This window comes from Burkholderia sp. AU32262 (genome assembly GCF_020419985.1).
In the GTDB taxonomy this organism is placed as follows: Bacteria; Pseudomonadota; Gammaproteobacteria; order Burkholderiales; family Burkholderiaceae; genus Burkholderia; species Burkholderia semiarida.
On the sequence record NZ_JAIZRS010000018.1, the window covers coordinates 26,694 to 46,989 of the forward strand.

The following is a 20,296-nucleotide window of genomic DNA, read 5'->3' on the forward strand; positions in this document are numbered from 1 at the left end:
CGCGCCGCACGCGTCACGCGTTACGCGTTACGCGTCGGCCTGCGCGTCGCGCGTGCCGCGAGACGGACGATAGGCGCCCCAGCGATTCGCGCGGGCGAACGTGCCGACATCGTTGAAGCGCACGCCGACTTCGCGCAGCGCCGCATGCGCGGTGCGCACGGTCAGCTGCCGGATGTAGAACGGGTCGCGCACCACGAAGTGATGGATCGCGTGCGTGCTGCCGAAATTGAAGCAGAACAACTGAAACGGCAGCATCCACCACGGGTTCAGCACCTGCGTCTGCTGGATCACGTTGCGCGAATCGATGTCGCCGAAGTAATGCATGTTCGAGCTGACGAAGTTGATGCAGAAGCTGCGCAGGAAGTTCGGCCCGAGCCACACCACCGCGAGGAAATCGACGACGCTCATCACGCGTTCGACGACGGCCGGCACCGTCACCGCGTAGCCGAACCCATGCAGTGCGAACAGGCCGACGTGATAGACGATGAACGCGTGCCACAGCGTGTAGTACAGGTGACCGATCGGCATGTACGACGACAGCTGCTCGACGCGCAGTTGCAGGCGCTCGGACGGATCCTGCACCGGCTGCGCGGCCACGTACTGCTTCACCTTGCGACGCATCGCGGCCGGCCGCAGCACGACGGCGAGCATGCCGTCCGCGATCATCAGCGCGCGCTTCACGCCCCAGCGCTCCCCGTTGGTGATGCCGAATTCCTCGAGATCCGATTCGCCGCCCGATACCTTGTGGTGATGCAGGTGCATGCGCCGCCGCGTCCACGGGTTGATCGTGCCCGGCCGCGTGAGCCAGCACAGCGCCATCATCAGGTGATACGCCCACGGTGTCTTCTTGAAGTACATCAGGTGGATCAGGTCGTGCTCGAGCTCGTGGATCAACGACGTGACGAACGCGGCGAGCGGCAGCGCGACGTACCACGCGATCGCGCCGCGCGCATACAGCCACGCGATCGCGAGCATCGCGCCGACCGACACGGCCATCACGGTCGCGCCGACGAGGTTCTGGTTGTCGAGCAGCGGAAACCGCGCGCGGATCGCGTCGCTCGCGGCGTTGACTTCGCGGCGGACGTACGCGACCTTGTCTGCGTCGTGGCGAAAGGCGGTTCGTGCGGGGTGGCTCATCGACCGGGATCCGTACGGAAGGAGTGGGGCGCAATGCCGATGCGACAAGCATAGGCGCGTGCCGGCGCGCGTGCGAGGGCCGCTGGTGCCAATCGTGGTGTCATTTCGGGCCACGTTGGCCGGCGGGCGCGCGCCCGAGCGGATGTCGTCGCGCTAGAGTGCCGACAAGGTGTCATGGCGGGCCAGCGACGCTACAATCCGCCGAAACCGCCCGGAGTGAGCCGCATGGTCCCGTCCGTTCCGGATGCCGCGCGCCAGTTGAACAAGGCGACGGTATCGTCCGCGTATGCGCTGTTCATGCTGATGCTGGCCGAGGAGCGCGGCATCGACGGCGGCCGCATCCTCGCCGGCTCGGGCGTCGAGCGCGACCGGCTCGCGCAGCCCGATGCGCGCATCACGCCGCTGCAGCAGGCGGCGATCGTGTTCAACCTGCTCGACGCGACCGACGATCCGTCGATCGCGATCGAGATCGGCCTGCGCAGCAGCCTGACGAAAGCGGGGCTGATCGGCTTCGGGCTGATGAGCTGCGCGACGCTTGGCGAGGCGATCGCGCTCGGCATCCGTTACCTGCCGACGCGCGTGCCGTTCTTCTCGGTGCGGCTCGCGCAGCTCGACGGCATCGTCGACATCGACGTGCGCGAAGCGTTTCCGCTCGGCCGGCTGCGCCAGTTCGCGGTGGAAAACTTTCTGGTCGAGACCGCGATCCTGTTCAATTCGCTGCTGTATCCGACGCCGGGGCGCACGCTGCAGTCGCGTGCCGAACTGCATTTCGAATGGCCGGAGCCGCCGTGGTTCGAGCGCTATCGCGCGCGCCTGCCGCGCTGCCATTTCGACGCGAGCGCAAATCGCATCCGCTGCGACGCCGCGCTGCTCGACGAGCCGATCGGCACCGCGAACGCGCAGACCGCGCAGATGATCGTCCAGCAGTGCGAGGCCGAACTCGCGCGGCTCGGCTACGCGGAAAGCATCGTCGAGCGCGTGCGCAACCTGCTGATCTGCGGCGAGGGCGGCTATCCGTCGGTCGACGATATCGCGCGCGAGCTGCATGTGTCGGCGCGCACGCTCAAGCGCAAGCTGGCCGAATACGGCGCGACCTATTCGGCGCTGCTCGACGAGATCCGGCTGCGCGACGCGCTGCGGCTGCTCGAAGGCACGCGGCTGCCGGTCGACGAGATCGCGGCGCGTGTCGGCTATACCGACCGCGCCAATTTTACGCGCGCGTTCAAGCGCTGGACGGGCGTGGCGCCGAGCGAGCGGCGCTGAACGCGCCGAACGGCGCACCCGCATCGGCGGGCCGGTTCCCGCGCGGGCGCGGATGCTTCTTCAAGCCTTCAGACGTTCAAACGATCGCGATCCAGTTCGCGCCGCGGCCGCTCGGCACGCGCGCGTGCAGCGACAGCGTGCCGTCGTCCGGCGCGATCGCATACACCGCGACGTGTTCCGACTGTTCGCCGCAGGCGACCAGCCAGCGTCCCGACGGATCGATCGCGAAGCCGCGCGGCTGGGTCTCGGTGGGCGTCGCGTGGGTGGGCACGAATGTGCCATCTTCGTCGCGGCGATAGCCGAGCAACTGGCTCGACGTGCGCTCGCTGACGTACGCAAAACGTTCGTCGGGCGTCAGGTGCAGATCGGCGGCCCACACGGACGGCTCGGCGGGGGCGGGCGGGCGCGCATGGCCTTGCGCGAGTTCGGCGACGGCCGGATGGCGCGCGCTCACGTGCGAGTTGCCGAGCCGGCCGGTGTCGATGTCGCGCGCGAAGGTCGCAAGCGTCGCCTGGAATTCGCTGACGACGACCAGCGTGCGGCCGTCATCCGCGAACCGCAGGTGACGCGGGCCGAAGCCGGCGGGCACGCGCGTTTCGCCGTGTTCGACCGCGCGCAGGCCCGTGGCGTCTTCGACCAGCGCGAAACCGAACACGCGGTCCGAGCCGAGCGAGCTGACGTACGCGAAACGGTTGTCCGGCGACACGATCACCGCATGCGCGTTCGCGATGCCGCCGGCGACCTGCAGCGGCGTGCCGTCGCCGTCGCGCACGCGCGCGGCGTCGTAGAGGCTCAGCGAATTCCCGCCGTACGATGCGCCGAGCAGCCAGCGGCCGCTGCGATCGAGCGACAGGTACGCATGGCTCGCGTCGATCGCGGTCGTGCCGATGCGTGCGAGCGCGCCCGTGGCGGCGGCGACGCGGAACGCGACGATCGTCGGCTGCGCGCCGCGCGTCGCGACGTAGAGCCGCGCGCGGTCGGCCTGCACCGCGATCGGCATCGCGGCGTCGGCCGCCGGATAGCGGGCGAGCGGCGCGAGCGTGCCGTCGCCGGCGAGGGAGAACGTGGCGAGGTCGCCGTCGACGGCATTCGAGACGACGACGGTCAGGCGGTCAGTGTTCGGCATGGCGGAGCATCGGGGCGTGCGTGAAGGGTTCGTCGGCCGGCCGGCCGCGCGGCGGATCGCTGCGCCGGTGCGTGCGCGCGAACAGCGCGGCGACCGCGGCGACGAGCGAAGCGATCGCGAGCGCATACAGCCCGCCCGTGATCGAACCCGTATGTTGCTTCAGATAGCCGAAGGCCGTCGGCGCGACGAAGCCGCCGAGGTTGCCGACCGAGTTGATCAGCGCGATCACGGCCGCGGCCACGCGCGTGTCGAGATAGCCCTGCGGGATCGGCCAGAACAGCGACGCCGCCGCCTTGAAGCCGAGCGCGGCGAAGCAGACCGACGCGAACGACCACACCGGATTCGGCGACGTCGACGCGAACAGCCCGCACGCGGCGAGCACGAGCGCGAACGCGAGCCATCGCTGCGGATGCTTCCACTTCGACGACAGCACCGCGAAGCCGTACATCGCGCCGATCGCGATCATCCACGGAATCGTGTTGTACAGGCCGACCTGGAAATCGGTGAGGCCGCCCATCTTGCGGATGATGGTGGGCAGCCAGAACGTGGCCGCGTAGATCGTCAACTGGATCGAGAAGTACAGGAAGCAGAACAGCATGATCTGCGGATCGCGCAGCAGCGCGGTGGCGCGCACCGGCACGTTCGAGCGGACGTCGCGCGTCGCGCGCTCGTCGTCCAGCGCGTTCTGGAGGGCGGTGCGTTCGTCGGCCGTGAGCCACGTCGCGTCGCGGATGTGCGACTTCAGCAGCAGCCAGCTCGCGCCGCACAGCGCAACCGAGAACAGCCCTTCGATCAGGAACATCCATTGCCAGCCCGCGAGGCCGAAGCCGCGGATCGACAGCAGGGCGCCGGTGACGGGCCCGGACAGCACCGACGCGAACGCGGAGCCGCCGAGGAAGATCGCCATCGCCTTGCCGCGCTCCTGCGGCGGCAGCCATTGCGACAGGTACAGCACGACGCCGGGGAAGAAGCCGGCCTCGGCCGCGCCGAGCAGGAAGCGCAGCGCGTAGAACGACGTGTCGTTCCACACGAACGCCATCGCGGCCGCGACGATGCCCCAGGTCGCCATGATCCGCGCGAGCCACACGCGGGCGCCGTAGCGCTGCATCAGCAGATTCGACGGCACTTCGAACAGCGCGTAGCCGACGAAGAACAGGCCGGCGCCGAGCCCGTACGCGGCCGCGCCGATGCCGATCGACGCTTCGAGATGGCGATCGACGAAGCCGACGTTCACGCGGTCGATGTAGTTCGCGATGAACATGATCAGCACGAGCGGCAGCACGTGCCACTTCACTTTCGAGACGGCGGACGCGAGCGGATCGCGGCCGGGCAGGGCGGACGAGGGCGGGTTCAAGGGTGTCTCCGGTCGGGTGTCGGCGGGCGGAGCGGCAGCCCGCGGCGGCATCTGGGTGGCGGTTATGTAGTATGTCGTCGTATGACATGGTACACCGGAGTGCCCTCGAAGACGTCGCGGGTTTACCCGGGAATTTATCAAAAATTACCGAAATTTCGAGATGGAAAGCGCCCCTCTTCACATCTGATGACGTATGACATAAGGCAACATTTCACCGATCGCTGCTTCAAGGTCGGACCGGACTCGGCGCGACGCTCGCGGTCGAGACGGTGCGTGAGCGCACGGCGTGTGGCCGGCGCCGGCGGAGAAAACCGGCCTCGACGGGGCGACGTTCGATATTCACGCGCTCCGTACGGTGTGCCCATACAGGAAGTCGTGCCGCCGATGAAGCGGCAGCGGCGCGATCGCGACGATCGACACGCAGGCGACCCGCAAGCCGTTTGTCGAGAGCGCGACTACGCTGTATCGAAAGGCGCGCTCGCGGTTGCGGCAAAATATCTGGCGCCGGAACTCGGCGTGCTCGCCACGCGAGAACGGACGCGATTTCATGCCTTGACGATGGAGCAACGGATCATGCAGGACAACCAGTACGCGCGGCACGTGTTCGCGTTCAACGGCGACGCGGACGGCCTGTGCGCGCTTCAGCAGTTGCGGCTCGCCGAACGCGTGCACGGCACGCTCGTGACCGGCGTGAAGCGCGACATCACGCTGCTCGAGCGGATCGACGCGCGCGCGGGCGACCTCGTCACCGTGCTCGACGTGTCGCACGACCAGAACCGCGATGCCTGCGCGCGGCTGCTGCGGGCAGGCGCGACGGTCCGCTATTTCGACCATCACTTCGCGGGCGAACTGCCCGACGATCCGCGCTTTCACGCGCATATCGACACGGCGGCCGACGTCTGCACGAGCGCGATCGTGAACCGCTATCTCGGCGGCCGGCACGTGCGCTGGGCCATCGTCGCCGCTTATGGCGACGAACTGCCGGCGCTCGGCGATTCGCTCGCGCGCGAGCATGGGGTCGACGAAGCCGAGCGCTGCACCCTCGCCGAGCTGGGGCGCTACCTGAATTACAACGCATACGGCGAATGCGTCGGCGATCTGCATTTCGATCCGGCGGCGCTCGCGGATGCGATGTTGCCGTGGGCCGATCCAGTCGATTTCGTGCGCGAGACGGCCGTGTTCGCCGCGCTGCGCGACGGCTATCGCGACGACATGGCGCTCGCGTGCGCGCTCGCGCCGCTGCGTGAGGTGCCGGGCGCGACGCTGGTCCGGATGCCCGATCATCCGTGGGCGCGGCGCGCGACCGGCATGCTCGCGAACGAACGGATGCGCAATGCGCCGCATGCGGCGCTCGCGGTGCTGTCGCCGCGCGCGGGCGGCGGGCTCGTCGTCAGCGTACGCGTGCCCGACGGCCGGCCGATCGGTGCGGACGAGTTCTGCCGCGGCTTCGCGACCGGCGGCGGGCGCAAGTGCGCAGGCGGCATCAACCATCTGCCGGAAGCCGAGTTCGACGCATTCGCCGAGCGCTTCGAGGCCGCGTTCCGGCTCGACTGATCCAACATCGATGCGCCGTGCGCCGGGCGGGCCATCGCGCGGCACGTGCATCGCGAAGCGGACCAGCCGGCCGCACAGGTGGCCACGGCAGGCTTTCCTGCGTTCGTCGATGCGCGGGGCAATGCGCCAGCGATGCGCCGGGCGCACGAACCGGTCGACGTACGACAGCCTCGCAAACATCACGTGCGTGCGGCCGGCACCGCAAGCTTCATCGGGTCGGCGCCGCGTGTGCGGCCGCGCACGGCGTCGCCGTGATGCGCTGGCCGTAACGGCCGGCGTCGACACCGCGCAGCGCAGCCGCGACAATACGCATCTCCTGTCCCTTTCGTCATCGAGATGCCCGTGTCCGCCCAGTCGTCCGTTGCCCCAGCGATCATATGGTTCCGCGACGATCTGCGCGTGACAGATCAGCCCGCACTGACGCGCGCGGTCGAATCGGGCCGGCCGCTCGTCTGCGTCTTCGTCGACGGCACGGACACGGGCGCCGGGCCCGCGCTCGGCGGCGCGGCGCGCTGGTGGCTGCACGGATCGCTGGCCGGGCTCGACGCCGCGCTCGCGCGGCATGGCGGGCGCCTGCTGCTGTTGCGCGGCGACGCGCGGCGCGAAATCGAGCGTCTCGTTCGCGACACGGGCGCCGCGGCCGTGTACTGGAACCGCCGCTATGCGCAGCCGCAGCGCGACGCCGATGCGGCGTTGAAGGCGTCGCTCAAGGCGCAGGGCGTGACGGTCGAGAGCAGCAACGGCAGCCTGCTGAACGAGCCCTGGGAGGTGCTGACGGGCAGCGGCGGCCCGTACCAGGTGTTCACCGCTTACTGGCGCGCGGCGCGCCGCGAGCGCACGGTGGCCGCGCCGCTGCCGGCGCCCGAGCGGATCGCGTTCCATCCGTGGCCGAAGGCCGTGCGCGAGCGCGCGCTGTCGCTCGATGCGCTCGCATTGCGTCCGCATGCGCCGGACTGGGCCGGCGGCCTGCGCGAGGCGTGGCCGGCGCCCGACGAAGCCGGCGCGCACGCGCAGCTCGACACGTTTCTGACGACCTCGCTCGCCGGCTATGCGGACGCGCGCGATCGACCCGACCGCCCCGCGACGAGCCGGCTGTCGCCGTTCCTGCGCTTCGGCAACGTATCGCCGCGACAGGTGTGGCATGCGGTGCAGGGCGCCGCGAACGCGGGCGGCGCGGCGTATGCGATGCACGCCGACAAATTCCTGAGCGAGCTCGGCTGGCGCGAATTCAGCTACATGCTGCTGTATCACTTCCCGGCGCTCGCGACCGACAACTTCCGCGCGCAATTCGATGCGATGCCGTGGCGCGACGATCCCGCCGCGTTGCGTGCGTGGCAGCGCGGCCGGACCGGCTACCCGCTCGTCGACGCGGGCCTGCGCGAGCTGTGGACGACCGGCTGGATGCACAACCGCGTTCGAATGGTCGTCGCGTCGTTCCTGATCAAGCATCTGCTGATCGACTGGCGCGCGGGTGAAGTGTGGTTCCGGGACACGCTGGTCGATGCGGATCCCGCGAACAACGCGGCGAGCTGGCAATGGGTGGCCGGCTGCGGCGCCGACGCGGCGCCGTATTTCCGCATTTTCAATCCGGTCGCGCAGGGCCGGAAGTTCGACCCGGACGGCGCGTACGTGCGGCGCTGGGTGCCCGAGCTTGCCGGCCTCGACAACACGTCGATCCATGCGCCGTGGGAAGCGTCGCCGCTGGAACTCGACGCGGCCGGCGTGCGGCTCGGCGTCGACTATCCGGCGCCGCTCGTCGAGCATGCGGCCGCGCGCGCCCGTGCGCTCGATGCGCTGGCCGCGTTGCCGAAGCGTCGCTGACCATGCGCCGAGGTTTGCCGCATCAATTGCAGAACGCGACGTGCTCGAGCAGCGCGTACGCGACGCCCGAATCGAAGTAGGCCGCGCCGCACCACGCGACGAACGCGAGCATGCCGGCGGCCAGCGCCGCGCGAATCATGCCCATGCCGCAGTGCCCGATCCCGGGCGTGCAACGCGCGCGTCGTCGATCGGCAAGTGCAGCAGCGCCGCGAGCACGCCGAGCGCGATCGAGCCGATCCACAGCGGCAGGTACGAGTGCGTCGCGTCGTACACGAGCGCGCCGAGCCATACACCGAAGAAACTGCCGAGCTGGTGCCCGAAGAACACGAAGCCGAACAGCGTCGCGATGTAGCGCACGCCGAACACCTGCGAGATCACGCCGTTCGTCAGCGGCACCGTGCCGAGCCATGTGAAACCCATCACGGCCGCGAACACGTAGACGCTGGCGGGCGACAGCGGTGCGGCGACGAACGCGGCCATCGCGAGCGCGCGCACGAGGTACAGCACTGACAGTACGTACTTGCGCCGCAGCAGCCCGCCGAGATTGCCGCACGCGTAGGTGCCGGCCACGTTCGTGAGCGCGATCAGCGCGAGCGCGACGCTCGCGTGGCGCGCCGGCAGCCCGTGGTCGAGCAGGTACGCGGGCAGGTGCGTCGCGATGAACGCGAGCTGGAAGCCGCACGCAAAGAAGCCCGCATTCAGCAGCCAGAAGCCGCGATGCGCGAACGCCTCGCGCACGGCTTCGCCGATCGACTGGTCGGAGCCGGCGGCGGCCGCCTGCGCGGGCCGGTCGCGCAGCAGCACGGCGAGCGGCGCGAGCAGCGCGGCGACGAGCGCCAGCGCGATGAACGCGTGCCGCCAGCCGATGCCGCCGATCAGCTCCTGCGCGACGGGCACCATGCAGAACTGGCCGAGCCCCCCGACCGCGCCGGCGACACCGAGCGCCCAGCCGCGCCGGTCGGGCTGGAACAGCCGGCTCAGCGCGCCGTAGATCGACGCGAACGCCGAGCCCGACAGCGCGACGCCGATCACGAGCCCGGCGCCGACCGTGAACAGGCCGGTCGTGGCCGCATGCGCCATCGTGACGAGCCCGGCCGCGTACAGCAGCATGCCGGCGACGATCACGCGCACCGAGCCGAAGCGGTCGGCCACCATCCCGGTGAACGGCTGCGCGACGCCCCAGATCAGGTTCTGCAACGCCAGCGCGAGCCCGAACGCCTCGCGCGACCAGCCGTGGTCGAGCGACACGGGCGCGAGGAACAGGCCCTGCACGTGGCGGATGCCGAGCGCGGCGCCCATGGTCAGGCCGCCTGCCAGCACGGGCAGCCAGCGGCGCCGGACTTCCTGCTCGATCGGGGTCATGCGTGTCTCCGGATGAAGGCGCGCGGCGAAACGGCCGCGCTCGATCCGATTAGACGAGCGCGGCTGCCGTCGCTCAAGCGATCATTCGGTCAGGTTGACATGCGTGGCGCGAATGTGAAGGGGGCGGCGTGAGCCTGCGGTCATGCGCAGCCGCCCAGCTGCGGGTTCAGGTCGAGGCCGTATCGTGCGCGTGCATCGCCGCATCGCATTCGGCTGCTTCGGCGAGCATCCAGTCGCGCACGTCGACGACTTCGCGGCGCGGGGCCGGATCGTGCTGAAACAGCCAGTAGCCGTACGTTGGCGGCGGCGTCCGCGTGTGCGGCCCGAGCGCCGCCAGCCGGCCGTCGGCGAGCATTGGCGCGACGAGCGCGAGCCGCCCGAGCGCGATGCCCTGGCCCGCGATCGCGGCCTGGATCACCTGGTCGTACTGGTTGAAGCGCAGCACGCCTTTCGGGCGCGCGTCGTCGAGCCCGGCCGCGTGCAGGTGCGCGTGCCATTGCAACTGCGGTTGCGGCGGCCCGTCGAATTCGAGCAGCACGTGATCGGCGATCGCGGCCGCGCTCGTGACCGGCCGCGCGGCGAGCGCGGGATGCGCGACCGGCACGACGATCTCGTCGAACAGCCGCAGCGCGCCGGCCGGTGCGCGCTCGCGCGGGCAGTAGCGGATGCCGAGGTCGATGCCCTCGGCGCGCAAATCGAGTACCTTGTCGTTCGCGGCGACGCGCAGGTCGATCCCGGGCAGGCGCGCCTGCAGCCGCCCGAGCCGCGGCAGCAGCCACAGTGCGGTGACGCCGATGCTGGCCGTGATCGTCACCGGCTGGCGCTCGCGCCCGGCGGCGAGCGACGCGACGGTGTCCTGCAGGCCGTGCAGCGCCGCATCGGCGACGCGGAACAGTCGCTCGCCTTCCGGCGTGAACGCGATCTTCCGGTAGCCGCGCTGCAGCAACGCAACGCCGAGATGCGCTTCGAGCGCATGGATCTGACGGCTGACCGCCGACTGCGTGACGCACAGGTCCTGCGCGGCGAGCGTGATGCTCATGCGGCGGCCGACGGCGACGAAACCGCGGACGAGATCGAGCGACGGGAGACGGACGAGTGGCGTTGACATGCGCGTGACTCATGCGAACGGAGCAGCAAGATTGGTTGAGAACGGGGCGTGCGTCAAGTTCAATGGAGGCGGGGTGATTGCGGAGGGCGGGGCGTGGAGCAAGTGTTGAAGCGCTGACTCCAACCGGGCACGCCATGGGACCAGAGTAGGCGCTAAAGCGCTAACTGGGGTCGACCGCCGTGGGGATGGAGTAAGCGCTGAAGCGCTAACTCCATCCAGCCACGCCATGGGACCAGAGTAGGCGCTAAAGCGCTAACTGGGGTCGACCGCCGTGGGGTTGGAGTAAGCGCTGAAGCGCTAACTCCAACCAGCCACGCCATGGGACCAGAGTAAGCGCTAAAGCGCCAACTCGGGTCGACCGCCGTGGGGTTGGAGTAAGCGCTAAAGCGCTAACTCCACCCAACCACGCCATGGGACCAGAGTAAGTGCTGAAGCACTAACTCTGGTCGACCGCCGTGGGGATGGAGTAAGCGCTGAAGCGCTAACTCCACCCAACCACGCCATGGGACCAGAGTAAGTGCTGAAGCACTAACTCTGGTCGACAGGAGACACAATGACGATTTCGAACGAGAACAGCGGCGCGACACAGGCCAATCGCACGGCCGACGCGTTGCCACCCGAACCCGTGACGCTGCGCGCAGTCGACGGCTACGAACTGCGCGCCCACGTCTGGCGCCATCGCGGCGGCGGCGGCGGCGCCGTGCGGCCCGTGACGGTCGTCAATTGCGCGACGTCGGTGCGCTGCGACTACTACTTTCGTTTCGCGGCCTGGCTGTTCGCGCAAGGGCGCGACGTGCTCGTCTACGACTATCGCGGCATCGGCGGGTCGCGCCCGGCGCGGCTCGCCAAGCTGGACGCGAACTGGCTCGACTGGGGGCGGCTCGATTGCGAAGCCGCGCTGCACTACGCGCGCGACGCGTTTCCGGGGCAGCCGCTCGACGTGGTCGCGCACAGCATCGGCGGCTGCGTGCTCGGCCTCGCGGCATCGAACGTGCACGCGCGGCATGTGGTCACCGTCGGCGCGCAGTATGCGTACTGGCGCGATTACCTGCCGGCCGAGCGACGCCGGATGTGGTGGAAGTGGCATGTCGCGATGCCCGCGCTCGCGGCCGTGTTCGGCTACGTGCCCGCGAAGCGGCTCGGCTGGATGGAGGACACGCCGCGCGGCGTCGCACTGTCGTGGGCGCGCTCGCAGCCGCGTTTCGAGGATGGCTACATCGGCAGCGTGCTCGACGACAGCGCCACGAGTCGCACCGCGTTGCCGGCGCGCTTCGCGGGGCTGTCGGCGCCGATGCTCGCGATCGGCATCGACGACGACGCGTTCGGCACGGTCGACGCGATCGAGCGGCTGGCCGGCTATTACACGGGCAGCAACGTCACGCATCTGCGGATCGCGCCGGCCGACATCGGCGTCGACGCGATCGGCCATTTCGCGTTTTTCCACAGCCGCTTCACCGACACGCTGTGGCCCGTCGCGCTGTACTGGCTGCAACACGGCGTGCTGCCGGCCGATGCGCCGGGCGTCGTGCACGCGCTGCACCCGGCGTCGCGCGGGCGGCTGACGGGGAGCGGCTTGCCCGGCATCGCCGCGAACGGGTGACCGCGCATCCGCGCACGCATCCCGCAGCCCCGTTCAATGCCCGATCGTGCCGCAGCGGCCGCAGGCCGGCGCGATCGATTAACATCGGACGTTTCGCTTTACCGCACCGACTGCCGCGCGCCGATGTCCATTCCGTCCGATTCCGCCTCTTCCGTTGAAACGCCCCGCGCATGGCGCATGCATGCGCTCGACGTGCCGCCCGCCGCGGCGCGCGCCGGCGTGCGGATCGCGCGCGTCGATTTCGACTGGCGCGTGCCGCTCGTGTCGGCCGCGTATGCGGCGCTGAGCGATGATGAGCGCGCCCGCGCCGCACGCTTCCTGCGGCACGAGGATGCGGTGCGCAGCGCCGCGACGCGCGCCGCGCTGCGCGACGTGCTCGGCGCGGCGCTCGGCATCGCGCCGCGTGCGGTCGCGATCGTCGTCGACGCAGCGGGGCGGCCGTCGCTGGACCCTGCGCATCGCGCGTCGCTCGACTTCAACGTGTCGCACGCGGGCGAGCACGCGCTGCTCGCGTGGGCGCCGGCAGGCCGCGTCGGCGTCGATATCGAGGGCTGCAACCGCGCGACCGACTGGCGTGCGCTGACGCGCGAAGTGTGCGCGCCCGCCGAAGCCGCGTATCTCGACGGTCTGCCGCCCGGCGCGCGCGAAGGCGAATTCATGCGGGTGTGGTCCGCGAAGGAGGCGCTGCTCAAGGCGCTCGGCACCGGCATCGTCGGCGGGCTGCGCGCGTTCGCGGTCGTGCCGCCGCGCGACGCGGCGACGCCTGCGACGACGATCGTCGAGCCGGCCGCGCCCGCCGCCGGCGTCGCGGCGTTCGATGCGGCGTGGCTCGACGCGGCGCCCGGCTACGCGGCGTGCGTCGCGTGGACGCGCGCGTAAGCCGGTGTCGACGCGCGGCGCTCACTCGAGCGGCGCGTCGTTCGGCGCCGCATAGCGCGCCTTGATCACGTCGCTCATCGGGAAGTCGAACGACAGCCCCTTCGGCGGCACCGGCTTCAAGAACCACTTGTCGTACAGCGCGTCGATCTCGCCGCTTTTCATCAACTGCACGAGCACGCCGTCGACGAGCGCCTTGAATTGCGGATCGTCCTTGCGCAGCATGAACCCGTACGCTTCCGACGATTGCGGCGTGCCGACGATCCGCCAGTCGGCCGGTTTCGCGGCGAGCTGGCGCACGCCCGCGAGCAGCACGTCGTCCATCATGTACGCGGCCGCGCGGCCCGATTCGAGCGTGAGGCGTCCTTCGCCGTAGTCCTTCGCGCCGATGATCTGCATGCCCATCTTCCTTTCTTCGTTCATCTTGCGCAGCAGGCGTTCGGACGTCGTGCCCTGGTTCGTCACGACCGTCTTGCCGGCGAGATCGGGAAAGTCGCGGATACCCGAACTCGTGCGCGTGAGCAGGCGCGTCGTCGCGACGAAGAAGGTGGTCGAGAACGCGACCTGCGCATGGCGCGCGGCGAGGTTGGTGGTCACGCCGCATTCGAGATCGACGGTGCCGTTCTGCACGAGCGGAATGCGGTTCTGCGACGTGACCGGAATGAAGCGCACCTGCAGGTCGGGCTTGCCGGTGCGCGCCTTCACCGCGGCGATCACGCGGTCGCACAGGTCCTGCGAGAAACCGATGACCTTGCCGCTGGCATCGACATAGGAGAACGGCACCGACGTTTCGCGATGGCCGATCGAAATCAGGTTGGCCCGCCGGATCCTGTCGAGCGTGCCGGACAGCGGATCCGCCGCGAAGGACGCACCGTGCGCGAGCGCGCACGCGGCGACGAGCAGGGGGAAGCCGAGGCGGGCGGCGAATCGTGACGGGAAGGGCATGACGGTCTCCGTGGCGAGTGATGATTCGTATGTTGCCAAAAATAAAATAATTGCAACAGATGTTAAGAACCGGATCGCGGCGACCGGCCCGGCGGGCCTGCCGGGCATCAGGGAAACTCCCGAGTCGGAATAATGAAAAACGGGTTGTCTAGACAAGTGTGGGTGGCTACACTTCAATCCATTCCGAACTTGTCTAGACAGGATTGCTCACATGATTACGTTGACCCCCGGCCACCTGACGCTCCCGCAACTGCGCCGGATCGCACGTGAATCCGTGCAACTGAAGCTCGACCCGGCCAGCTTCGCGAAGATCGACGCCGGCGCGAAGGCCGTCGCCGACATCGCCGCGAAGGGCGAGCCGGCCTACGGCATCAACACGGGCTTCGGCCGCCTGGCGAGCACCCACATCCCGCACGACCAGCTCGAACTGCTGCAGAAGAACCTCGTGCTGTCGCACGCGGTCGGCGTCGGCGAGCCGATGGCGCGTTCGTCGGTGCGCCTGCTGATGGCGCTGAAGCTGTCGAGCCTCGGCCGCGGCCACTCGGGCATCCGTCGTGAAGTGATGGACGCGCTGATCACGCTGTTCAATGCCGACGTGCTGCCGCTGATCCCGGTGAAGGGCTCGGTCGGCGCGTCGGGCGACCTCGCGCCGCTCGCGCACATGTCGGCCGTGCTGCTCGGCGTCGGCGAAGTGTTCATCCGCGGCGAGCGCGCGAGCGCGCTCGACGGTCTGCGCGTCGCGGGCCTCGCGCCGCTGACGCTGCAGGCGAAGGAAGGCCTCGCGCTGTTGAACGGCACGCAGGCGTCGACCGCGCTCGCGCTCGACAACATGTTCACGATCGAAGACCTGTACCGCACCGCGCTCGTCGCCGGCGCGCTGTCGGTCGACGCGGCGGCCGGCTCGGTGAAGCCGTTCGACGCGCGCATCCACGAACTGCGCGGCCACCAAGGCCAGATCGACGCGGCCGCGTCGTACCGCGAACTGCTCGAAGGCTCGCCGATCAACCAGTCGCACCGCGACTGCGACAAGGTGCAGGATCCGTACAGCCTGCGCTGCCAGCCGCAGGTGATGGGCGCGTGCCTGGACCAGATGCGCCACGCGGCCGACGTGCTGCTCGTCGAAGCGAACGCCGTGTCGGACAACCCGCTGATCTTCCCGGACACCGGCGAAGTGCTGTCGGGCGGCAACTTCCACGCGGAGCCCGTCGCGTTCGCCGCCGACAACCTCGCGCTCGCCGCAGCGGAAATCGGCGCGCTGGCCGAACGCCGCATCGCGCTCCTGATCGACGCGACGCTGTCGGGCCTGCCCCCGTTCCTCGTGAAGGACGGCGGCGTGAACTCCGGCTTCATGATCGCGCACGTGACGGCGGCCGCACTCGCATCGGAAAACAAGACGCTCGCGCACCCGGCGTCGGTCGACTCGCTGCCGACCTCGGCCAACCAGGAAGACCACGTGTCGATGGCGACGTTCGCCGCGCGCAAGCTCGCCGACATCGCGGACAACACGAAGCACATCCTCGCGATCGAGCTGCTGGCCGCCGCCCAGGGCGTCGACCTGCGTGCGCCGTACCACACGAGCCCGAAGCTCGCGCCGGTGATGGAGACGATTCGCAGCCAGGTCGCGCACTACGAACTCGACCACTACTTCGCACCGGACATCGCGGTGATCGCGAAGCTCGTCGGCGAGCGCGCGTTCGCGAAGGTCGCGCCGTTCTCGTTCGCATCGGAACAGTAAGCCGATGAGCGCGCCGGTCTACCAGGAGATCAAGGATTTCATCCTGGCCCGCATTCACGCCGGCGAGTGGGAGGAGGGCGACCAGGTGCCGTCCGAGAACGAATTGGCGCGCGAGTTCAAGGTGGCGCGCATGACCGTCAACCGCGCATTGCGCGAGTTGACGGCCGAGCAGGTGCTCACGCGCATGAAGGGCGCGGGCACCTACGTCGCGCGGCCGAAGTACGAGTCGACGCTGGTGGCGATCCGCAGCATCTCCGAGGAAGTCGGCGCGCGCGGGCATGCATACCGCGCCAGTGTGCTCGGGCTCGACACGATTCGCGCCGACGAGGCGCTGGCCGACGAGATGCAGGTGGCCGTGCGCACGAAGCTGTTTCATTCGCAGGTGCTGCACTTCGAAAACGACGAGCCCGTGCAGCTCGAAGAACGATGGGTGAATCCGGCGGTCGCGCCGGATTACGCCGAGCAGGATTTCACGAACACGACGCCGAACCTGTACCTGATGCGCGCGGCGCCGCTGCAGCGCGTCGAGTACCGGATCGAAGCGGCGGCCCCGGCGCCGGAGCGGCGCGAGCAGCTGCGGATGGACGACGTCGAGCCGTGTCTCGTTTTACATCGGCGCACCTGGTCGCAGGGCGTCGTCGCCTCGGTGGCGAATCTGTGGCATCCCGGCAGCCGTTATCGCTTCACCGGGCATTTCTGATTCCTTATTGATCTCAATTTCCCTCGGGAGCAGTCGTCATGAACCATCCGAAACACATCGATCCCCGTCTCGATCCGACGCGCACGATCCGCGCGCCGCGCGGCAGCGAGAAGACGTGCAAGACCTGGCTGGCCGAAGCGGCCTACCGGATGATCCAGAACAACCTCGACCCGGAAGTCGCCGAGCATCCGCACGCGCTCGTCGTGTACGGCGGCATCGGCCGCGCGGCGCGCAACTGGGAATGCTACGACCAGATCCTCGCGTCGCTGAAGGATCTCGAGGAAAACGAAACGCTGCTGATCCAGTCGGGCAAGCCGGTCGGCGTGTTCCGCACGCACAAGGATGCGCCGCGCGTGCTGCTCGCGAACTCGAACCTCGTGCCGCACTGGGCGAACTGGGATCACTTCCACGAGCTCGACCGCAAGGGCCTGATGATGTACGGCCAGATGACGGCCGGCAGCTGGATCTACATCGGCAGCCAGGGCATCGTGCAGGGCACCTATGAAACCTTCTTCTCGGTCGCGAACCAGCACTTCAACGGCGATCCGTCGGGCCGCTGGATCCTGACGGGCGGCCTGGGCGGGATGGGCGGCGCGCAGCCGCTCGCCGCGACGATGGCCGGCTTCTCGATGATCGCGGTCGAATGCGACGAGACGCGCATCGACTTCCGCCTGAAGACGCGCTACGTCGACAAGAAGGCGACGACGCTCGACGAGGCGCTCGGCATGATCGACGAAGCGAAGCGCACCGGCAAGCCGGTGTCGGTCGGCCTGCTCGGCAACGCGGCCGACGTGTTCGCGGAGCTCGTCGCGCGCGGCATCACGCCGGACTGCGTGACCGACCAGACGAGCGCGCACGACCCGATCAACGGCTACCTGCCGCAAGGCTGGACCGTCGCGCAATGGCGCGAAGCGCAAAAGGTCGATCCGCAGAGCATCGTGAAGGTCGCGAAGCAGTCGATGGCCGTCCAGGTGCGCGCGATGCTCGCGCTGCAGGAACGCGGTGCGGCGACGCTCGACTACGGCAACAACATTCGCCAGATGGCGCTGGAAATGGGCGTCGAGAACGCATTCGACTTCCCCGGCTTCGTGCCGGCGTACATCCGTCCGCTGTTCTGCGAAGGCAAGGGCCCGTTCCGTTGGGTCGCGCTGTCCGGCGATCCGGAAGACATCTACAAGACCGACCAGAAGGTGAAGGAGCTGATCCCCGACGATCCGCACCTGCACAACTGGCTCGACATGGCGCGTGAGCGCATCGCGTTCCAGGGCCTGCCGGCACGGATCTGCTGGGTCGGCGTGAAGGATCGCTATCGCCTCGGCCAGGCGTTCAACGAGATGGTGAAGAACGGCGAACTGAAGGCGCCGATCGTGATCGGTCGCGACCACCTCGACACCGGTTCGGTCGCCAGCCCGAACCGCGAGACGGAATCGATGAAGGACGGCTCGGACGCCGTCAGCGACTGGCCGCTGCTGAACGCGCTGCTGAACACCGCAGGCGGCGCGTCGTGGGTGTCGCTGCACCATGGCGGCGGCGTCGGCATGGGCTTCTCGCAGCACTCGGGCGTGGTGATCGTCGCCGACGGCACGGCCGACGCGCACGAGCGTCTCGGTCGCGTGCTGCTGAACGATCCGGCGACGGGCGTGATGCGCCATGCGGATGCCGGCTACGAACTCGCGCAGCAGACGGCTCGCGAAGCCGGCCTCAAGCTGCCGATGCTCGGCCGCTGAGCATGACGGCGCTCGATCAGGCGCCGGTGAACGCAACACCGGCCGTCGCGGTGATCCGCGCGGCTGATCTCGTTGCGTCGCCGTGGAAGAACGGCGGTGGCGTGACGCGCGAGATCGGCGCGTTCCCGCCCGGCGCGGCGCTCGATACGTTCGCGTGGCGCGTGAGCGTCGCGGACGTCGGCACGGCCGGGCCGTTCTCGCGTTTCGACGGCGTCGACCGCACGCTCGTGCTGCTGTCCGGCGCGGGCATGACGCTCGCCGAAGCGGGCGGCGCGCGGCACGTGCTCGACGCGCCGCTGGCCCGCGCGGATTTCGCGGGCGAGACGGCGATCGATGCGACGCTGCACGACGGCGCGACGCGCGACTTCAACCTGATGACGCGCCGTTGCGCCGCGCGTGGCGCGCTCGACGTGTGGCGCGCGGGCGCGCACCGTCTTGCGCCGGCCGATACCGTGCTGCTGTTTTGCGCGGCCGGCGCGGTCGGCGTCGACATCGACGGCATGCACTACGCGCTGGAAGACATGGACACGTTGCGGCTCGACGGGCCGCGGCGTGCGTTTGACGTCGTCGTGAGCGGAAGCGGCGCGCTGCTCGCCGTCACGCTTGCCGTCGGCGAACGAGACTGAACGCATGAAACCGACTGTCTGGCATCACCTGAGGCTGTGTCCGCACGGCCATCCCGACGAGACGATCGACGACGCGGCGATCGCCGTCGACGAAACCGGCACGATCGCGTGGCTCGGCGCGCTGTCCGCGCTGCCGCACGGTTACGCGCACTGGCGGCGCGAGGACCTGCACGGCGCATGGGTGACGCCGGGCCTCGTCGACTGCCATACGCACCTCGTGTATGGCGGCACGCGTGCCGACGAATTCGCGCAGCGCCTCGCGGGCGTCAGCTACGAGGAAATCGCGCGGCAGGGCGGCGGGATCGTGTCGACGGTGCGCGCGACGCGCGCGGCCGACGAGACGACGCTGTTCGTGCAGGCTGCCGCGCGCCTGCAGCCGCTGCTCGCCGAAGGCGTGACCGCGATCGAGATCAAATCCGGCTACGGGCTGGACCTCGCGAGCGAGCGCAAGATGCTGCGCGTCGCGCGCCAGCTCGGCGAGCGCTTCCCGGTCAGCGTCTACACGACCTGCCTCGGCGCGCATGCGCTGCCGCCCGAATATGCAGGCCGCGCGGATGCGTACATCGACGAAGTGTGCGACCGGATGCTGCCGACGCTGGCCGACGAAGGGCTCGTCGACGCGGTCGACGTGTTCTGCGAACGCATCGGCTTTTCGCTCGCGCAGACCGAGCGCGTGTTCGAGGCCGCGACGCGGCGCGGACTGCCGGTGAAGCTGCATGCGGAGCAACTGTCGAATGCGGGCGGCACGGCGCTCGCCGCGCGCTACCGTGCGCTGTCCGCCGATCACCTCGAATTTCTCGACGAAGCGGGCATCGAGGCGATGAAGGCGGCCGGCACGGTCGCCGTGCTGCTGCCCGGCGCGTACTACTTCATCCGCGAAACGCAACTGCCGCCGATCGAGCTGCTGCGCAAGCACGGCGTGCCGATCGCGCTCGCGACCGATCACAACCCCGGCACGTCGCCGCTCGAATCGCTGCTGCTGACGCTGAACATGGGCTGCACGCTGTTCCGCATGACGGTGCCCGAGGTGCTGCAGGGCGTCACGCGCCATGCGGCCGCGGCGCTCGGCCGCGCGGATCGTCACGGCGCGCTCGAAGTCGGTCGACAGGCCGACTTCGCCGCGTGGTCGGTCGGCTCGCTGGCCGAGCTCGCGTACTGGATCGGCCGGCCGCTGTGCGAGCAGGTCGTCCGCGGCGGCACGACCGTGTTTCGCCGGATGAACGGATAAGTTTCACGTCGGCCGGGCCGGGTCGTGACGGACCGGGCCCGGCCGACGCCTTGCATGGGACCGGGCCCGGCGCGCCAGCGCGCCCTCCGGTCGATCGCCGCGACGCAGGGGCGGGCGCGATGCGCTCGCGCCTG

The 20,296-nt window shown here is 69.4% G+C and carries 18 protein-coding genes; 10 read left to right on the forward strand and 8 right to left on the reverse strand.

Annotation, left to right across the window (positions count from 1 at the left end):
• Positions 1 to 27: 27 nt before the first annotated feature.
• A complete protein-coding gene (locus LGN10_RS21590) occupies positions 28 to 1,137 on the reverse strand; it encodes a fatty acid desaturase (protein ID WP_226224982.1) in 1,110 nt (369 codons plus the stop codon).
• A gap of 225 nt (positions 1,138 to 1,362) precedes the next feature.
• On the opposite strand from LGN10_RS21590, the gene LGN10_RS21595 reads away from it, so the two are divergent.
• Complete coding sequence (locus LGN10_RS21595; protein ID WP_059640038.1) at positions 1,363 to 2,400, forward strand: AraC family transcriptional regulator; 1,038 nt, start codon at positions 1,363 to 1,365, stop codon at positions 2,398 to 2,400.
• Positions 2,401 to 2,476: 76 nt separating this feature from the next.
• Here LGN10_RS21595 and LGN10_RS21600 read toward each other — a convergent pair whose 3' ends face one another.
• The 3 genes from LGN10_RS21600 to LGN10_RS21610 all read right to left on the reverse strand — a co-directional run bounded on the left by LGN10_RS21600 (position 2,477) and on the right by LGN10_RS21610 (position 5,429).
• Positions 2,477 to 3,526, reverse strand: coding sequence for a lactonase family protein (locus LGN10_RS21600; protein ID WP_226224983.1), 1,050 nt, complete (start codon positions 3,524 to 3,526; stop codon positions 2,477 to 2,479).
• A complete protein-coding gene (locus LGN10_RS21605; RefSeq protein WP_060314169.1) occupies positions 3,513 to 4,880 on the reverse strand; it encodes an MFS transporter in 1,368 nt (455 codons plus the stop codon). The genes LGN10_RS21600 and LGN10_RS21605 overlap by 14 nt, the downstream gene beginning before the upstream one ends.
• A 339-nt stretch (positions 4,881 to 5,219) precedes the next feature.
• Positions 5,220 to 5,429, reverse strand: a complete 210-nt coding sequence (locus LGN10_RS21610) for a hypothetical protein (RefSeq protein WP_226224985.1) — start codon at positions 5,427 to 5,429, stop codon at positions 5,220 to 5,222.
• A gap of 24 nt (positions 5,430 to 5,453) precedes the next feature.
• Between LGN10_RS21610 and LGN10_RS21615 the strand changes: the two genes are divergently transcribed.
• Both LGN10_RS21615 and LGN10_RS21620 read left to right on the forward strand, forming a co-directional pair.
• Positions 5,454 to 6,434 carry an acetyltransferase gene (locus LGN10_RS21615; RefSeq protein ID WP_226225043.1) on the forward strand — a complete coding sequence of 327 codons (981 nt, stop codon included), beginning with the start codon at positions 5,454 to 5,456 and terminating at the stop codon, positions 6,432 to 6,434.
• 342 nt (positions 6,435 to 6,776) lie between these two features.
• The gene (locus tag LGN10_RS21620; RefSeq protein WP_099316648.1) at positions 6,777 to 8,255 is read left to right on the forward strand and encodes a cryptochrome/photolyase family protein; all 1,479 of its coding nucleotides are present in this window, start codon (positions 6,777 to 6,779) and stop codon (positions 8,253 to 8,255) included.
• A gap of 22 nt (positions 8,256 to 8,277) precedes the next feature.
• Here LGN10_RS21620 and LGN10_RS33560 read toward each other — a convergent pair whose 3' ends face one another.
• The 3 genes from LGN10_RS33560 to LGN10_RS21630 form a co-directional block, all read right to left on the reverse strand.
• On the reverse strand, positions 8,278 to 8,400 hold the full coding sequence (locus tag LGN10_RS33560) for a hypothetical protein (RefSeq protein WP_257220150.1): 123 nt from the start codon (positions 8,398 to 8,400) through the stop codon (positions 8,278 to 8,280).
• Positions 8,391 to 9,617 (reverse strand): MFS transporter, encoded by a 1,227-nt coding sequence (locus LGN10_RS21625; RefSeq protein ID WP_226224986.1) that lies wholly within the window; start codon positions 9,615 to 9,617, stop codon positions 8,391 to 8,393. Before LGN10_RS21625 ends, LGN10_RS33560 begins: the two co-directional genes overlap by 10 nt.
• Before the next feature lie 166 nt (positions 9,618 to 9,783).
• Positions 9,784 to 10,725, reverse strand: a complete 942-nt coding sequence (locus tag LGN10_RS21630; protein ID WP_226224987.1) for a LysR substrate-binding domain-containing protein — start codon at positions 10,723 to 10,725, stop codon at positions 9,784 to 9,786.
• 553 nt (positions 10,726 to 11,278) lie between these two features.
• On the opposite strand from LGN10_RS21630, the gene LGN10_RS21635 reads away from it, so the two are divergent.
• Together LGN10_RS21635 and LGN10_RS21640 are read left to right on the forward strand one after the other, a co-directional pair.
• Complete coding sequence (locus tag LGN10_RS21635; protein ID WP_226224988.1) at positions 11,279 to 12,325, forward strand: alpha/beta fold hydrolase; 1,047 nt, start codon at positions 11,279 to 11,281, stop codon at positions 12,323 to 12,325.
• Positions 12,326 to 12,448: 123 nt separating this feature from the next.
• Positions 12,449 to 13,204 carry a 4'-phosphopantetheinyl transferase family protein gene (locus tag LGN10_RS21640; RefSeq protein ID WP_226224989.1) on the forward strand — a complete coding sequence of 252 codons (756 nt, stop codon included), beginning with the start codon at positions 12,449 to 12,451 and terminating at the stop codon, positions 13,202 to 13,204.
• 21 nt (positions 13,205 to 13,225) lie between these two features.
• On the opposite strand, the gene LGN10_RS21645 is transcribed toward LGN10_RS21640, so the two are convergent.
• A complete protein-coding gene (locus LGN10_RS21645) occupies positions 13,226 to 14,146 on the reverse strand; it encodes a glutamate/aspartate ABC transporter substrate-binding protein (protein WP_226224990.1) in 921 nt (306 codons plus the stop codon).
• 211 nt (positions 14,147 to 14,357) lie between these two features.
• Between LGN10_RS21645 and hutH the strand changes: the two genes are divergently transcribed.
• Genes hutH through hutI form a run of 5 tightly spaced genes read left to right on the forward strand, consistent with a single transcriptional unit; the run spans position 14,358 to position 20,162 of the window.
• A complete protein-coding gene (hutH, locus tag LGN10_RS21650; protein ID WP_059578313.1) occupies positions 14,358 to 15,881 on the forward strand; it encodes a histidine ammonia-lyase in 1,524 nt (507 codons plus the stop codon).
• 4 nt (positions 15,882 to 15,885) lie between these two features.
• On the forward strand, positions 15,886 to 16,581 hold the full coding sequence (gene hutC, locus LGN10_RS21655; RefSeq protein ID WP_059578316.1) for a histidine utilization repressor: 696 nt from the start codon (positions 15,886 to 15,888) through the stop codon (positions 16,579 to 16,581).
• 38 nt (positions 16,582 to 16,619) lie between these two features.
• The gene (gene hutU / locus LGN10_RS21660) at positions 16,620 to 18,308 is read left to right on the forward strand and encodes a urocanate hydratase (protein WP_059578320.1); all 1,689 of its coding nucleotides are present in this window, start codon (positions 16,620 to 16,622) and stop codon (positions 18,306 to 18,308) included.
• Positions 18,309 to 18,310: 2 nt separating this feature from the next.
• Positions 18,311 to 18,934: a HutD family protein gene (locus tag LGN10_RS21665; RefSeq protein WP_226224991.1), complete on the forward strand. Its 624-nt coding sequence runs from the start codon at positions 18,311 to 18,313 to the stop codon at positions 18,932 to 18,934.
• Positions 18,935 to 18,938: 4 nt separating this feature from the next.
• Complete coding sequence (gene hutI / locus LGN10_RS21670; protein ID WP_226224992.1) at positions 18,939 to 20,162, forward strand: imidazolonepropionase; 1,224 nt, start codon at positions 18,939 to 18,941, stop codon at positions 20,160 to 20,162.
• The last annotated feature ends 134 nt before the right edge of the window (positions 20,163 to 20,296 follow it).

Bases quoted from the DNA above. Each gene is read 5' to 3' on its own strand.
- LGN10_RS21590 (WP_226224982.1), bottom strand. From the start codon at position 1,137: ATGAGCCACCCCGCACGAACCGCCTTTCGCCACGACGCAGACAAGGTC.
- LGN10_RS21595 (WP_059640038.1), top strand. From the start codon at position 1,363: ATGGTCCCGTCCGTTCCGGATGCCGCGCGCCAGTTGAACAAGGCGACG.
- LGN10_RS21600 (WP_226224983.1), bottom strand. From the start codon at position 3,526: ATGCCGAACACTGACCGCCTGACCGTCGTCGTCTCGAATGCCGTCGAC.
- LGN10_RS21610 (WP_226224985.1), bottom strand. From the start codon at position 5,429: ATGAAATCGCGTCCGTTCTCGCGTGGCGAGCACGCCGAGTTCCGGCGC.
- LGN10_RS21615 (WP_226225043.1), top strand. From the start codon at position 5,454: ATGCAGGACAACCAGTACGCGCGGCACGTGTTCGCGTTCAACGGCGAC.
- LGN10_RS33560 (WP_257220150.1), bottom strand. From the start codon at position 8,400: ATGGGCATGATTCGCGCGGCGCTGGCCGCCGGCATGCTCGCGTTCGTC.
- LGN10_RS21625 (WP_226224986.1), bottom strand. From the start codon at position 9,617: ATGACCCCGATCGAGCAGGAAGTCCGGCGCCGCTGGCTGCCCGTGCTG.
- LGN10_RS21630 (WP_226224987.1), bottom strand. From the start codon at position 10,725: ATGTCAACGCCACTCGTCCGTCTCCCGTCGCTCGATCTCGTCCGCGGT.
- LGN10_RS21635 (WP_226224988.1), top strand. From the start codon at position 11,279: ATGACGATTTCGAACGAGAACAGCGGCGCGACACAGGCCAATCGCACG.
- LGN10_RS21640 (WP_226224989.1), top strand. From the start codon at position 12,449: ATGTCCATTCCGTCCGATTCCGCCTCTTCCGTTGAAACGCCCCGCGCA.
- LGN10_RS21645 (WP_226224990.1), bottom strand. From the start codon at position 14,146: ATGCCCTTCCCGTCACGATTCGCCGCCCGCCTCGGCTTCCCCCTGCTC.
- hutH (WP_059578313.1), top strand. From the start codon at position 14,358: ATGATTACGTTGACCCCCGGCCACCTGACGCTCCCGCAACTGCGCCGG.
- hutC (WP_059578316.1), top strand. From the start codon at position 15,886: ATGAGCGCGCCGGTCTACCAGGAGATCAAGGATTTCATCCTGGCCCGC.
- hutU (WP_059578320.1), top strand. From the start codon at position 16,620: ATGAACCATCCGAAACACATCGATCCCCGTCTCGATCCGACGCGCACG.
- LGN10_RS21665 (WP_226224991.1), top strand. From the start codon at position 18,311: ATGACGGCGCTCGATCAGGCGCCGGTGAACGCAACACCGGCCGTCGCG.
- hutI (WP_226224992.1), top strand. From the start codon at position 18,939: ATGAAACCGACTGTCTGGCATCACCTGAGGCTGTGTCCGCACGGCCAT.